The organism is Ramlibacter sp. Leaf400, assembly GCF_001424545.1.
Classification (GTDB): Bacteria; Pseudomonadota; Gammaproteobacteria; order Burkholderiales; family Burkholderiaceae_C; genus Ramlibacter.
The window spans coordinates 440,703-454,437 of sequence record NZ_LMQL01000012.1 but is presented as its reverse complement, the minus strand read 5'-3'; the positions used below and the strand labels follow the sequence as shown (position 1 = coordinate 454,437).

Annotated in this window: 13 protein-coding genes; 3 read left to right on the top strand and 10 right to left on the bottom strand. The window is 71.2% G+C overall.

Going from position 1 to position 13,735, the window contains the following annotated elements:
* From ASG30_RS17920 to ASG30_RS17910, 3 genes are all read left to right on the top strand, one after another.
* Window positions 1-957 (top strand): Bug family tripartite tricarboxylate transporter substrate binding protein, encoded by a 957-nt coding sequence (locus tag ASG30_RS17920; RefSeq protein WP_055899841.1) that lies wholly within the window; start codon window positions 1-3, stop codon window positions 955-957.
* A 125-nt stretch (window positions 958-1,082) separates the two neighbouring features.
* A complete protein-coding gene (locus ASG30_RS17915) occupies window positions 1,083-2,423 on the top strand; it encodes a sulfatase family protein (RefSeq protein ID WP_055899838.1) in 1,341 nt (446 codons plus the stop codon).
* Between the two features lie 159 nt (window positions 2,424-2,582).
* Complete coding sequence (locus tag ASG30_RS17910) at window positions 2,583-4,244, top strand: SulP family inorganic anion transporter (RefSeq protein ID WP_055899835.1); 1,662 nt, start codon at window positions 2,583-2,585, stop codon at window positions 4,242-4,244.
* Here ASG30_RS17910 and ASG30_RS22795 read toward each other — a convergent pair.
* From ASG30_RS22795 to clsB, 10 genes are all read right to left on the bottom strand, one after another.
* Window positions 4,234-4,644, bottom strand: coding sequence for a GtrA family protein (locus tag ASG30_RS22795; RefSeq protein WP_055899832.1), 411 nt, complete (start codon window positions 4,642-4,644; stop codon window positions 4,234-4,236). The two genes, ASG30_RS17910 and ASG30_RS22795, sit on opposite strands and share 11 nt — an antisense overlap.
* Window positions 4,641-6,110 (bottom strand): hypothetical protein, encoded by a 1,470-nt coding sequence (locus tag ASG30_RS22790; RefSeq protein ID WP_055899829.1) that lies wholly within the window; start codon window positions 6,108-6,110, stop codon window positions 4,641-4,643. The genes ASG30_RS22795 and ASG30_RS22790 overlap by 4 nt, the downstream gene beginning before the upstream one ends.
* A gap of 8 nt (window positions 6,111-6,118) precedes the next feature.
* Window positions 6,119-7,177 (bottom strand): glycosyltransferase family 2 protein, encoded by a 1,059-nt coding sequence (locus ASG30_RS17895; protein ID WP_082522172.1) that lies wholly within the window; start codon window positions 7,175-7,177, stop codon window positions 6,119-6,121.
* A gap of 138 nt (window positions 7,178-7,315) precedes the next feature.
* Entirely contained in the window at window positions 7,316-8,134 is an 819-nt protein-coding gene (locus ASG30_RS17890; RefSeq protein WP_055899826.1) for a DUF429 domain-containing protein, read from the bottom strand.
* Entirely contained in the window at window positions 8,131-8,538 is a 408-nt protein-coding gene (locus tag ASG30_RS17885; RefSeq protein ID WP_162243752.1) for an acyl-CoA thioesterase, read from the bottom strand. The genes ASG30_RS17890 and ASG30_RS17885 overlap by 4 nt, the downstream gene beginning before the upstream one ends.
* A gap of 43 nt (window positions 8,539-8,581) precedes the next feature.
* The gene (locus tag ASG30_RS17880) at window positions 8,582-9,004 is read right to left on the bottom strand and encodes a BLUF domain-containing protein (RefSeq protein WP_055899820.1); all 423 of its coding nucleotides are present in this window, start codon (window positions 9,002-9,004) and stop codon (window positions 8,582-8,584) included.
* A 2-nt stretch (window positions 9,005-9,006) separates the two neighbouring features.
* Window positions 9,007-9,741: a GTP cyclohydrolase I gene (gene folE / locus ASG30_RS17875; protein ID WP_200947323.1), complete on the bottom strand. Its 735-nt coding sequence runs from the start codon at window positions 9,739-9,741 to the stop codon at window positions 9,007-9,009.
* A 25-nt stretch (window positions 9,742-9,766) separates the two neighbouring features.
* Window positions 9,767-11,485, bottom strand: a complete 1,719-nt coding sequence (locus ASG30_RS17870; RefSeq protein WP_055899817.1) for an ATP-dependent DNA ligase — start codon at window positions 11,483-11,485, stop codon at window positions 9,767-9,769.
* A complete protein-coding gene (locus ASG30_RS17865) occupies window positions 11,482-12,519 on the bottom strand; it encodes a ligase-associated DNA damage response exonuclease (RefSeq protein ID WP_055899814.1) in 1,038 nt (345 codons plus the stop codon). The genes ASG30_RS17870 and ASG30_RS17865 overlap by 4 nt, the downstream gene beginning before the upstream one ends.
* Window positions 12,516-13,733, bottom strand: coding sequence for a cardiolipin synthase ClsB (clsB, locus tag ASG30_RS17860; RefSeq protein WP_055899811.1), 1,218 nt, complete (start codon window positions 13,731-13,733; stop codon window positions 12,516-12,518). The genes ASG30_RS17865 and clsB overlap by 4 nt, the downstream gene beginning before the upstream one ends.
* Between the last annotated feature and the right edge of the window lie 2 nt (window positions 13,734-13,735).

The window sequence follows — 13,735 nt, the reverse complement described above, 5'->3', positions numbered from 1 at the left end:
ATGAAAAGACTCCTCCTGGCCGCGGCGATCGCGCTGTCCTGCGTCACCGCCGCCTTCGCGCAAGGCGACTGGCCTTCCAGGCCGGTGAAATTCATCGTCAACTTCCCGCCCGGCGGACCGCTGGACGTGCTGGCGCGCTCGGTCGCCGAGGTGCTGCAAGGCCAGTTCAAGCAGCCCTTCGTGGTGGAGAACCGCGCGGGCGCCGGCGGCAACATCGGCGCGGACGCGGTGGCCAAGTCGGCGGCCGACGGCCACACGGTGCTGCTGGGCATCGACTCGACCTTCACCGTCAACCCGCACATCTACAAGGGCATGGCGTTCAAGCCGGCCGACCTGCGGCCGCTGGTGGTGATGAGCTCCTCCGGCCTGCTGGTGGGCGTGAACCCGTCGAACGGCTTCAAGACCCTGGCGGACCTGGTGGCCGCGGGCAAGTCCAAGGGCGTGAGTTTCAGCAGCGCCGGCAGCGGCAGCCCCGGCCACCTGGCGGCGGAGATGGCCACCGACGCCTCCGGCATGAAGATCACGCACGTCCCCTACAAGGGCAACGCGCCCGCCGTGACGGCCGTGCTCTCGGGCGAAGTCACCGGCGGCGTGCTGGCCACGCCGGGCATGCTGCCGCACGTGAAGGCCGGCAAGATCACGCCGCTGGCCGTCACCAGCCGCCAGCGCTCGCCCCTGGCACCCGAAGTGCCGACGGTGGTCGAAGCCGGCCTGCCGCAGCTGGAGCAGGAAGTGCTCTACATCGTCATGCTGCCGGCCGCCACGCCCGAGCCCATCGCGGCGACGCTGCAGAAGGCGGTGGCCGAGGCCCTCGCCCGGCCGGAGATGCGCGCCAAGCTGCAGGGCCTGGACATGCACCCAGAAGGCCAGCAGGGCGCCGCCGCGGCCAAGCGCCTGGCCGACCTGTCGGAGCGCTACGGCAAGGTGATCCGCGCCACGGGAATGAAAGTCGAGTGAAAGAAGAAAGTCGACACAGAGGCACAGAGGCACAGAGGCACAGAGGGACACGGAGGAAGAGAAAGTCATATGAAATTTCCTCCTCTTCCCTCTGTGCCTCCGTGCCTCTGTGTTGAGTTATTTTTATGACCAACACCACCACGAAAAAGGGCCGTCGCCCCAACTTCATCTTCATCGTGGCCGACGACCTCGGCTTCGCCGACCTGGGCTGCTACGGCGGCCGCGACGCGGACTTCGGGCCGGTGTCGCCGGTGCTCGACGGGCTGGCCGCCGCCGGCCTGAAGTTCACGCAGGGCTATGCGAATTCGCCCGTGTGCTCGCCCACGCGCTTCGCGCTGATGACCGCGCGCTACCAGTACCGGCTGCGCGGCGCGGCGGAAGAACCGATCAACAGCCGCAGCAAGGGCAGCACCACGCTGGGCCTGCCGCCCGAGCACCCCACCCTGCCCTCGCTGTTGCGGGACGAGGGCTACCGCACGGCGCTGATCGGCAAGTGGCACCTGGGCTACCCGCCGGTGTTCGGCCCGCTCAAGTCGGGCTACGAGGAGTTCTTCGGCCCGATGTCCGGCGGCGTCGACTACTTCAGCCACGCCAGCAACAACGGCACGCACGACCTGTACGTGAACGACGAGGAGAAGCACGAGGAGGGCTACCTCACCGACCTGATCTCGCGCCGCGCCGTCGACTGGATCGACCGCATGGCCGCAGGCGACGCGCCCTTTTTCCTCAGCCTGCACTACACCGCCCCGCACTGGCCCTGGGAGACGCGCGACGACGCGCACCTGGCGGCCGAGGTGAAGGACAACCTGTTCCACCTGCACGGCGGCAACATCCACACCTACCGCCGCATGATCCACCACATGGACGAAGGCATCGGCTGGGTGATGCAGGCGCTGCAGCGGCACGGCCTGGCCGACGACACGCTGGTGGTCTTCACCAGCGACAACGGCGGCGAACGCTTCTCCGACAACTGGCCGCTGGTGGGCGGCAAGATGGACCTGACCGAGGGCGGCATCCGCGTGCCGTGGATCGCGCACTGGCCGGCTGTGATCCCGCAGGGTGGCGTGACGCCCCAGCACTGCATGACGATGGACTGGTCGGCGACCATGCTGGAAGCCGCCGGCGCATCCGCGCATCCCGACTACCCGCTGGACGGCGTCTCGCTGCTGCCGGTGCTGCGAGAGCCGGGCGCCGCCTTCCCGCGGCCGCTGCACTGGCGCATGAACCACCGCGGCCAGCGCGCGCTGCGCGAGGGCCGCTGGAAGTACCTGCGGGTGGACGGCAACGATTACCTGTTCGACGTGGTGGCCGACGAGCGTGAGCGCGCCAACCTGGCCGGGCGCGAGCCGCAGCGCCTGGAGCGCATGCGGGCGGCGTGGGAAGCGTGGAACGCGGAGATGCCCGCTATCCCGGCCGATGCGACGGTGAGCCTGGGCTACGGCATCAAGGACATGCCGCAGCGGTGAGCCACAGAACACAGAACAGAACACAGAGGCACAGAGGGAAGAGGAGGAAATCCTTTTGAGATCTCCGTCTTCCTCTGTGCCTCTGTGCCTCTGTGTTCTGTTCTGCCCCCGCACTCCCCCCTCCGCGGGAATGACGGTGAGCTGGCTTAAGCTCGGGTGATGCCGCAGAGCTTGTCCCGCTGGTTGCCCTTTCTCCGCTGGCCGCGCCCGACCGCGGCCCTGCTGCGCAGCGAGATCGTCGCGGCGCTCACCGTGACGGTGGTGATGATCCCGCAGTCGGTCGCCTATGCGGGGCTGGCCGGCATGCCGCTGGTGACCGGCCTCTACGCCACCTTCCTGCCGGCCCTGGCGGCCGTGCTGTTCAGCAGTTCCACCCGGCTCTCGGTCGGGCCGTCGGCCCTGAGCTGCGTGCTCATCGGCGCTTCGCTGGTGGGGCTGGCCGAGCCGGGGTCCGCCCAGTGGGTCGCGCTCGCGGTCTGGCTGGCGCTGCTCTCGGGCGTGATGCAGCTCGTGGTGGGCGCGAGCCGCTCGGCCTGGATGCTGAACCTGGTCAGCTCGCCCGTGCTCACCGGCTTCAGCCAGGCGGCGGCGATCCTCATCATCGCCTCGCAGCTGCCCGCGCTGCTCGGCTGGCGCGGACCCTTGTCCTCGATCCTCCAGGGTTCCGTCGCCTCCCTGGACCTGGAGGCGCTGGCGTACGGGCTGGGCAGCGTGGTCCTGTTCGAGGCGGGCAAGCGCCTGGTGCCCAAGGTGCCGATGGTGCTGCTGGTGCTGGCGGCCACGGCCGCGATCAGCGCCCTCACCGGCTACGCCGACCGGGGACGGGTGGTCGGCGCGCTGCCGGCCGGCCTGCCCGCCTTCTACTGGCCGGGCCTGCCGGAGTGGGACACCTTCCGGGTGCTGCTGGCGCCGGCCGTCGTGCTCGCGCTGGTCAGCTCGCTCGAGATGGCGGCCAGCGCCAAGATCGAGAGCCAGCGCGACGGCAAGCGCTGGGATGCCAACCAGGACCTGATCGGCCAGGGCGTGGGCAAGCTGGCCTCGGCGTTCTCCGGCAGTTTCCCCACCAGCACCTCGTTCTCGCGTTCGGCGATCACGCTGCACTCCGGGGCGCGCACCGGCTGGGCGACGGTGGCGGTCACGGTGCTGGTCCTGCTGGTCCTGCTGGTCGCCACGCCGGCGCTGTACCACGTGCCCGGGGCGGTGCTGGCGGCGGTCGTGGTCACGGCGGTGGCCGGCCTGCTCAAGCCGCGCGTGTTCGCGTCGCTGTGGCACATCGACCGGGTCGAAGCCGCGACCGCCGGCATCACGCTGGCCGCGACGCTGCTGTCGGCGCCGCGCATCTACTGGGGCGTGCTCACCGGCGTGGTGGTGGGCCTGGCCCACTTCCTGTACCTGCGGCTGCACCCGCGCATCATCGAGGTCGGCCTGCACCCGGACGGCAGCCTGCGCGACCGGCACCTGTGGCACCTGGCGCCGATCGCGCAGGACACGTATGCGCTGCGGATGGATGCGGAACTGGATTTCGCCTCCGGCTCGGCGCTGGAACGGGTGCTGGTGGAGCACCTGGCGGCGCATCCCGACACCCGCCACGTCGTGCTGTTCGCGCAGCCGATCAACCGCATCGACGCCACCGGCGTGGAGGTGTTCAGCGCGCTGCGCAAGCTGCTGCAGGGGCGCGGCATCGCGCTGCACGTCAGCGGCCTGAAGCTGCCGGTGGAAAAGGTGCTGCGCCAGGCCGGCGAGCTGGCGGAAGGGCCGCTGCTGCGGCTCTACCGCACGGACGTCGAGGCGCTGCTGGCCTTCGGCCGCCTCAGCCCCTGAAGGCGAAGTGCTTGCTGCCCAGGTAGTTGAACACCAGGGCGATGCCGGAGGCGATGGCGAAAGGCGCGAGCGGATGGGCCGCCATGGTGGTCGACGCCAGCACCAGCGAGGTGTAGATGCCGAAGTTCACGCCGGTCCCGACCAGGCTCACCGCGAGATAGCGCACCAGGCTGCGCAGGAGCCCGCCGCCGTCCTGCCCGCGGAAGGTGATGCTGCGGTTGAGCCACCAGGTGGCCAGCACCGCGGCCGGGAACGACAGCCCGCGAGCCGCGATCGGCCCCCAGCCGCCCAGCGACACCAGCAGCTGCAGCAGGCCGCCATCGACCGCGAAGCCGACCGCGCCCACCAGCCCGAAGCGCAGAAGGGGCGGCAGCTGCGCGACCTGCGCCGCCGCGATCACACCATCCCCCGGAAGTCCAGCAGCCGCGAGGCGACGCCCGCCAGCACGACGAAGGCCACCAGCGCGCCCGCCGCCAACAGCTCGCGATCTCGCTGCCGCAGCCACTCGCCCAGGCGGGGCACCACGACCAGCGTGGCCAGCATCACCGCCAGCAGCGACCAGTAGTGGTACCTCATGTCGGTCGCCACGCCCACCAGCAGGTAGGCGCCGGAATAGCCGAGCGCCGACACCGCCAGCACGCGGGCCAGGGCGACCGGCGCGGTGGGCAGCTCGCGCCGCAACAGCACCAGCAGCGCCGCGGCCCACACCAGCCAGGTGACCGGCCACACGGCGGGGTTCTTGCGCAGCAGGTCGAGCTTCACGTCGCGTTCGGTCACCACCTCCAGCGGCGCCACGCGCGGGTCGTCGGTGCGGTACTCCGGCGTCAGGCGGATGTGCTTGGGCGGCACCGCGAACAGCAGCGCCGAATTGAAGTACTTGAGGCGGTGCGTGGCATAGGCCACCGGGTGCTCGGCGATGCTGCGGGCCCAGTGCGCGGCGAGTCCGTCGGGCAGCGTCGGCATCTCGACGTTGGCGGGACGGTGCACGCGGTCCGCGCAACGGCCCCAGGGGCTGAGGCTGTCCCACCAGTAGGGCGTGTAGCAGGCGCGCAGGTCCTCGCGGCTGAACGTCGCTCGCGGCTCCAGCACCGCCGGGTCGCCGGTGTGCACCGCGATCCCCATCAGGTCGAACAGGAAGAGGGACTGCACCGCATGCTGCGGCGTGGGGTTGAACAGCAGCCGGTTGGCGACCGCGCCCACCGGCAGCGCCACCACCGCCACCACCACCGCCGCCACCATCAGCCGCGCGCTGCGCAGCCAGCGGGTCGGCGCGAGGGCGAACAGCAGCAGCGGCCCCAGGCCGAACACGGCGTTGGTTCGCACCATCGTGCCGTAGAACGCCAGCAGCGCGATGGCCAGGGCCCAGGCCCAGGGCACGCGGCGGTGCTGCACGCGGAACCAGAACAGCAGGCCCGCGGCCGCCAGCCAGGTGACGGCCATGCCCACGTCCTTCACCACCTGGGCGTTGACGTAGAGGAAGGGCGGGAAGGCGCCGGCCAGCGTCAGGGCCAGCGCGGTGCGCGGATGCCCGGCACGCCGCAGGCCGTCGGCCAGCAGGCCGAAGCCCGACCAGTACAGCGCCAGGTGCAGCAGCAGCATCGGCGCGGGACCGTCGCCCAGCCAGCGCAGGTAGGACCACAGCCAGGCCATGATGGGCGGGTGCCAGTCGCCATACTGGCCGCTCAGCGCCTGGCGGTACTGGCCGATGGAGTCGTTGCTCATCACCCCGGGGAAGTGCAACGCGGCATTCACCACGAAGAGCGAGAACACCAGCGAGGCGAGCACCCAGCCGGCCAGGGACGTGGGGGCGGCGGCGGAAGCGGCATGCCGCTCCCGGCCGAACAGGAGGTCGGTTCCGGACTGCACGGCAGCTTTCAGGAGACCGCCATCCGCTGGCGGGCCATCACCAGGGATTCGTCATCGGCCGTTTCGCGCAGCACCGGCTCGAGGCGGGTGACGGTCGCGGCGGACCGCGCCGCGCGCCGCGCGAAAGCCGGCCAGCGCGGTGCCGGGATGTCCAGGTAGGCCAGGCGCTTGAGCTCGCGCCGCGAATGCGTGACCGTGTCCAGCACCAGGCCGCAGCCCATGGAGAGCACGGCCACCAGCATGACGCCCACCGACAGCACCGCCGTGGGGATGCGCGGCACCAGGCCGGTCTGCAGCCATTCCAGCACCACCGGCGCGGCCAGGCCGACCGAGAGCATGGCCAGCAGGAAGGCCGCGCAGCTGAAGAACATCAGCGGCCGCTCCTCCTTCACCAGCAGGCCGATCATGCGCAGGATGCGCAGGCCGTCGCGGATGGTGTTGAGCTTGGAGGCCGAGCCCTCGGGCCGGTCCTTGTAGCGGGTGGGCAGCTCGGCGGTCTTCATGCGCAGCTCCAGCGCGTGGACCGTGAGCTCTGTCTCGATCTCGAAGCCGCTGGAGGTGGCGGGGAAGGACTTGACGAAGCGCCGCGAGAACACGCGGTAGCCCGACAGCATGTCGCCGAACTGCTTGCCGAAGATCTGCTGGACCAGGCCCGTGAGCAGCCGGTTGCCGAAGCGGTGGCCGAAGCGGTAGGCCTCCTTGATCTGGGTGACGCGGGCACCGTTGACCATGTCCAGCTGCTGGTCCAGCAGCGCGCGAACCAGCGAGGGCGCGACCGACGCGTCGTAGGTGTCGTCGCCGTCCACCAGCACGTACACGTCGGCGTCCACGTCGCTGAACATGCGCCGCATCACGTTGCCCTTGCCCTTGAAGGGCTCGTGGCCGACGATGGCGCCGGCCCGGGCCGCCACCTCGGCGGTGCGGTCGGTGGACGCGTTGTCGTACACGTGGATCCGCGCCTTGGGCAGCGCCCGGCGGAAGTCCTCCACCACGCGGCCGATCGCGACCTCCTCGTTGTAGCAGGGGATGATGACCGCGATGTCCACGGCGTTCAGATCATTCAGCATGCGTTCGCTCCGATGGGACGACACGCGCCTGCTCGGCAGTCGGGTCGTCGAAGAGGCGGATGCTAGGTCGACCGTTGCGGTCGCGGGGGCCCCTTGGCTCCTTCGGGCCATGGCTCAGCCGTTGAACGCGGCGGCCTCCTACGCGGAGACGATCCAGCCCTCCAGGGGGTCGAGCTCATCCGGCAGGCCCCAGCGCGGAGGGCCGAGCCGCTGCGCCCAGGCCGCCTGCAGCAGGCACAGCACCGCATCGAGCGAATCGCCGCTGGCGTCGTGCACCAGGGCGTCGCGCTGGGCGTTGCTGAGCTTCAGGCGCACGTCGAGCCGGGTGCGGCCGGCCTCGAGCGCGGTGAGGATGTCCTTGCGGGCGATCAGGCGCTCGGGCGTCTGCTTGCCGCGGTCGTCGCTCTTGTAGCTGCGCCGCCCGATGAGCTCGCGCGCGAGCAGGCCGGGGTAGGCCTCCAGGGCCACGCGGTCCGGATCGCCCGGGTGCAGGCCAGGCATGTGCACACCGGCGGCGATCAGCAGCGGCACGGCCGCATGCAGCATGAAGGCGACCGGCGGGTTGACCCATTTCATCGACGGGCTGGAGCCGGCCTGCCGGTCGAAGCGGCGGTTGGCGAACTTGCCGCCGGCCGGCCGCGCCGCGCAGAAGGCGGCGAAGGTCTCGCGGATCTCGGCGCGGCCGAGGCGCGCGTAGTGCTCCATGCATTCGAGCCAGGTGGTCGGCCAGCCGAGGTGCTCGACCAACTCACGCGGCAGGCCGAAAGGGAAGTCGAAGCCGCCGACCCAGGGCCCGGGCTGCCCGAGCCACTGCGCGAAGGCCGGCAGGCTGTCGAGCGGGAGCAGGCGCTCCAGCACCACGCGGCCGCCGTCCGCGCGGCCCAGGGCCAGCACGATGGGCTTGCGCCGGGTCGGGCTGCTGGAGAAGTCGCAGCCGACCAGCGCCGGCGCGCTCACGCCGGCGTGCCGAGCGCGGCGCGCAGCTCGTCGGGGACGGGCGTGCTGCGCAGCGGCGTGCCCGGGCCGGCCTCGTAGCGCGCCCACACGCGTGCCTCCAGGCCGCGGGCCAGCAGCTTGTCGTCGCCCAGCAGGATGAACTCGTGGCGCAGGGCGAACGAGCTGCGGCCGATCCGATCGAGCGTGGACCGCACCTCGATCTGGTCGCCGAACTTGGGCGACGCCAGGAAGGCGCACTGCGAGTCCAGCAGCGGGATGCTCAGGTGCTCGGTGCGCATGCGCGCGCCGGGCCAGCCGCATTCGGCCAGCAGCGACCAGGTGGCCGCGTCCATCCAGCGGTAGTAGGTGGGATAGAAGATGATCCCGGCCGGATCGCAATGGCCCCAGCTGAGGGACCGTCGCATCCGGAACGTCACGGCCGCCATTCGCCAGCGCGCCTTCGAGCGGTCAGACGCGGCCGCAGATGGCCGCGGTGGCCATCAGGTCCTCCAGCAGCGCGAGCGACACCTTGCCGGAGACGGCATAGGGATCGAGCTCGGGCTTCTCGGAGTACTTCAGCAGGATGGAGTGGTTGAGCTTGCTCAGGTTGACCTGCCCCATCGTCCAGCCGCCGAAGCGCCGCTCGAGGATCTCCTCGTAGTGCAGCAGGGCGACGTCCTTGTGGCGCTCGTCCTTCTGGATGTGGCCGAAGAGGTCGGACACCTGCATGCGCCCGCCCTCGATGGCCTGCAGGAAGATGCCGCCGCCGTAGCAGAGGATGCCGGTGATGCCGCTGACCGGGTTGTGCTGGCGCGCCTGCGTCAGGATGGACTCGATGGCCTCGGTCGAGGTGTCGACCGCGCGGCTGCAGTACAGGAGGCGCACGAGCATGGTCAGTTCCCGTTGCGCCTGGGGATGAGCGCGAGGAATTCGCGGCGCAGCGCCGCGTCCTTCAGGAACACGCCGCGCATCACGGAGTTGATCATCTTGCTGTCCATGTCCTTCACGCCGCGCCAGGCCATGCAGTAGTGGCTGGCCTCCATGACGATGGCCAGGCCGTCCGGCTGGGTCTTGTCCATGATGAGGTCGGCCAGCTGCACGACGGCCTCTTCCTGGATCTGCGGGCGGCCCATCACCCACTCGGCCAGGCGCGCGTACTTGGACAGGCCGATCACGTTGGTGTGCTCGTTGGGCAGCACGCCGATCCAGACCTTGCCGATCACCGGGCAGAAGTGGTGGCTGCAGGCCGACCGCACGGTGATCGGGCCGACGATCATCAGCTCGTTCAGGTGCTCGGCGTTGGGGAACTCGGTGATGGTGGGCGGGCGCGTGTAGCGGCCGCGGAACACCTCATTCAGGTACATCTTCGCGACGCGGCGCGCCGTGTCGCCGGTGTTGTGGTCGCTGGCTGTGTCGATCACCAGGCTGTCCAGCACGCCCTGCATCTTCACCTCGACCTCCCCGAGCAGCGCCTCGAGTTCGCCGGGCTCGATGAACTCGGCGATGTTGTCGTTGGAATGGAAGCGCTTGCGCGCGGCCAGCAGGCGCTCGCGGATCTTCACCGACACGGGCGTGCCCTCGTCGTCGGCAGGCTGGAGCTGCTGGGTGGGATCTGCTTTCATGAGCATGGGCGATGGTAGCAAGGTTGGCCGCTCAGCGTCCGAGGCCCAGCAGCACCTCCAGCTGCTGCAGCGTGTCGGCCTCGTGCAGCGGCTTGTCGTGCCGGATGCGCAGCATGCGGGGGAAGCGCACGGCGATGCCGCTCTTGTGCCGGCCGCTGCGGTTGATGCCCTCGAAGCCCAGTTCGAACACGAGCGTGGGCCGCACGCTGCGCACCGGGCCGAACTTCTCGATGGTGGTCTTGCGGATGATGGCGTCGACCTGCCGGAACTCCTCGTCGGTCAGGCCCGAGTACGCCTTGGCGAAGGCCACCAGCTGCAGCGCGCCGGGCTGCGCCGGCTCCTTGCGCTCGATGGCGTCCAGCACCGCGTCGGCCTCGGCCTTGTCGGCCGGCGCGCGGTTCCAGACGGCGAAGGTGTAGTCGGTGTAGACCGAGGCGCGGCGGCCGTGGCCGGCCTGCGCGTAGACCAGCACGCAGTCCACCGTCATCGGGTCGATCTTCCACTTCCACCACAGGCCGTCGGCCTTGGTGCGGCCGGTGCCGTAGGCGGCGTCCAGGCGCTTGAGCATGAAACCTTCGACACCGAGTTCGCGCGAGCGGGCGCGGCGCTGCGCGAACTCGGACCACGAGGCGGCCGTCTCGATGGGCGACAGCTTCAGCCGGGCGCCGGCCAGCAGCGCTTCGAGCCGCTCCCGCCGCTCGCGCTGCGGGCGATCGCGCAGGTCCGCGCCCTCCTGCTCCAGCAGGTCGTAGGCCATGAAGGTCACGGGCGCGTCGGCCAGCACCTTCCTGGTCAGCGTCTTGCGGCCGATGCGCTGCTGCAGCAGGGAGAACGGCGCCGGCCGGCCGGGACCGCCTTCTACGTCCTCGTGCCACACCATGATCTCGCCGTCGAGCACCGTGCCGTCCGGCAGCGGCTGCGCCAGGGCCACGATCTCGGGGAAACGCTCGGTCACCAGCTCCTCGCCGCGCGACCACAGCCAGACCTTGCCCGCGCGCTTGACGACCTGGCCGCGGATGCCGTCGTACTTCCACTCCACCTGCCAGTCGCCCACCGGCCCGAGCCGGGACGAGAACACCTCGGCCGGCCCATCGAGCTGGTGGGCCAGGAAGAACGGATAGGGCTGGCCCTCGTCGGTGCGTTCCTGCGCGCCCTCCCCGGCCTGCGCCACGAGCGCGGAGAAGCGTTCGGCCGAGGGCATGACCTTGCCGTCGGTGTAGCCCATCATGCGCTGGGCCACGCGCTTGGCGTCGATGCCGGCGTGCGCGGCCAGCGCGCGCTGCACCAGCAGCTTGCTGACGCCGACGCGAAAGCCGCCGCCCACCAGCTTGGTCAGCAGGAACCGGCCGGGGTCGTCCAGCTCGCGCCACCAGCCGCGCACGCGCCCGGCGATCTCGTCGGGCGGCAGGCCGCGCAGGGGCAGCAGGCGCTCCTCCACCCACACGGCCAGGCCCACGTCGGACGTCTGCGCCGCCTGCGGCAGCACGTGGGCGATGGTCTCGGCCAGGTCGCCCACCGCCTGGTAGCACTCGTCGAACAGCCAGGCCTCGATGCCGGCCTCCTGGCAGGCCAGCTGCGCGAGGATGCCCATGTTCATCACCTGCCGCGGCTTGCCGCCGGCCAGGAAGTACACCGCCCACGCGGCGTCGGCCGGCGTGGCGGCCGCGAAGTAGCGCTGCAGCGCCTCGACCTTGGCGTTGGTCGACGTGGTGGCGTCGAGCTCGGCGAAGAGCTGGGAGAACCGCCTCACGTGCCCTCGCCCGCCGGCTCCTGCGGCGCCTGGTCGGCCTCCACCACGTCGTCGCCGTACTCGGTGTCGAAGCCCTCGGCCTCCAGGCCCTGCTCCTGCAGGTAGCGCACCATCACCGGCACGCTGCCGTGGGTGACGATCACGCGCTGCGCGCCGGTGGCGCCGATCGCCTTCAGCAGGCCCGGCCAGTCGGCGTGGTCGGACACCACGAAGCCGCGGTCGTAGCCGCCGCGCCGACGCGCGCCGCGCAGCTGCATCCAGCCGCTGGCGAAGGCCGTGCTGCTTTCGCCGAAGCGGCGCAGCCACGTGCTGGCGACCGCGCTGGGCGGGCACACCACGAGCGCGCGCTTGAGCTCGGCGCGGTCCTTCACCTCGGTGACCATGCGCGTGTCGGGCAGCGGCACGCCGGCCGCGCGGTAGGCGTCGTTGAGCGGCCGCACGGCGCCGTGGACGATGATCGGCCCGATGGTCGGGTCGACCCCGCTGAGGATGCGCTGCGCCTTGCCGAAGCTGTAGCAGGCCAGCACGCTGGCACGCCCGGCCAGCACGTTGCGTGACCACCAGTCGTTGATGCCGGCGAAAAGTTCCTCGTCGGGCCGCCAGCGGTAGATCGGCAGGCCGAAGGTGGACTCGGTGATGAAGACGTCGCAGCGCACCGGCTCGAAGGGCTCGCAGGTGCGGTCCGGCGCCACCTTGTAGTCCCCGCTGGCCACCCAGACCTGGCCACCATGCTCCAGCCGCACCTGGGCCGAACCGAGCACGTGGCCGGCCGGGTGCAGCGACACCCGCACGCCGTGGTGCGTGATCGCCTCGCCGTAGGCCAGCGTCTGCAGGTCGATCTCGCCCAGCCGGGCGCGCAGCACGCCTTCGGCCGGCGCCGCCGCGAGGTAGTGGCCGTTGCCCATGCGCGCATGGTCGGCGTGGGCGTGGGTGATGACGGCCCGCGGCACGGCACGCCAGGGGTCGATGTAGAAGTCGCCGGGCGGGCAGTAGAGCCCCTCGGGCCGCTGCACCACGAGGTCGCGTGGCTTCACCAGTAGGTCCTCTTGCCTTCGATGGTCAGCGCCAGCCGCATCACCACCTGGGCGATGCGCTCCAGCACGCGCTGGCGCAGCGGCCGCTGCGCGTACTGGTCGGCCTGCATGGCCTGGCCTTCGTGCGCCACCGCGTGCAGCAGGCGGTCGCGCAGCACCTGCGCGAACCCGGGGTCCTCGATCACGAGGTTGGCTTCGCGCGCGAGCAACAGGCTGAGCGGGTCGATGTTGGACGAGCCCACCGTGGCCCAGCGGCCGTCGATCACCGCCACCTTGGCGTGCAGGAAGCTGGGCGAGTACTCGTGGATGTCCACGCCCGCCCGCAGCAGCGCGCCGTAGATCGGGCGCGCGGCGTAGTACTGCATGAAGTACTCGTAGCGGCCCTGCAGCAGCAGCACCACCCGCACGCCGCGCCGCGTGGCGTTGACCAGCGCCTCGCGCATCTTGCGGCCCGGCACGAAGTACGCGTTGGCGATGATGACTTCGCTGCGGGCCCGGCCGATGGCGCGGCGGTAGGCCCGCTCGATGTTCGTGCGGTGGCGGAAGTTGTCGCGCAGCACCAGCGCGGCGCGGCTGCCCTGCCGCCCCTCGGCTGCGGGGCGCGACGCCACCGCGGCCGGGCGCGAGGCGCGCAGGGACGTGAGCGCGCCGCCCAGCCCGCCGCGGCGCAGCGCGTCGAAGGTGCGCATGCGCTTCCACAGGCGCAGCATGGCCGCGCGGACCTGGGCCACCAGCGGGCCGGTGACCTGCACCGTGAAGTCCAGCCGCGGGGCCGGCAGCGGGCCATGGTTGGGGTCGTGCAGGTCGTCCAGGATGTTGATGCCGCCGCAGAAGGCCACGCGCTCGTCGATCACGCACAGCTTGCGGTGCAGGCGCCGCCAGCTTGCCGGCGTGAGCACGCCCAGCCGCCCGATGGGCGCGAACACGCGCCAGTCCACGCCCGCCTCCAGCAGCCGCTCGCGCCAGGCGGCCGGCAGCGATCCGGTGCCGAAGCCGTCCACCACCACCCGCACGCTGACGCCCCGGCGCGCCGCGCGTTCCAGCGCCCAGGCCACCTCGGCGCTGGAGCCGGTGAAGTCGAAGATGTAGGTCTCCAGCCAGACCTCCCGTTGCGCCGCGTCGATGGCGGCGACCAGCGCGGGGAAGTACTCCGCACTGCCCTCCAGCAGGTGCAGCGCATGGCCGGTTCGCAGCGGCGGGATGCGGTGCGGCATGG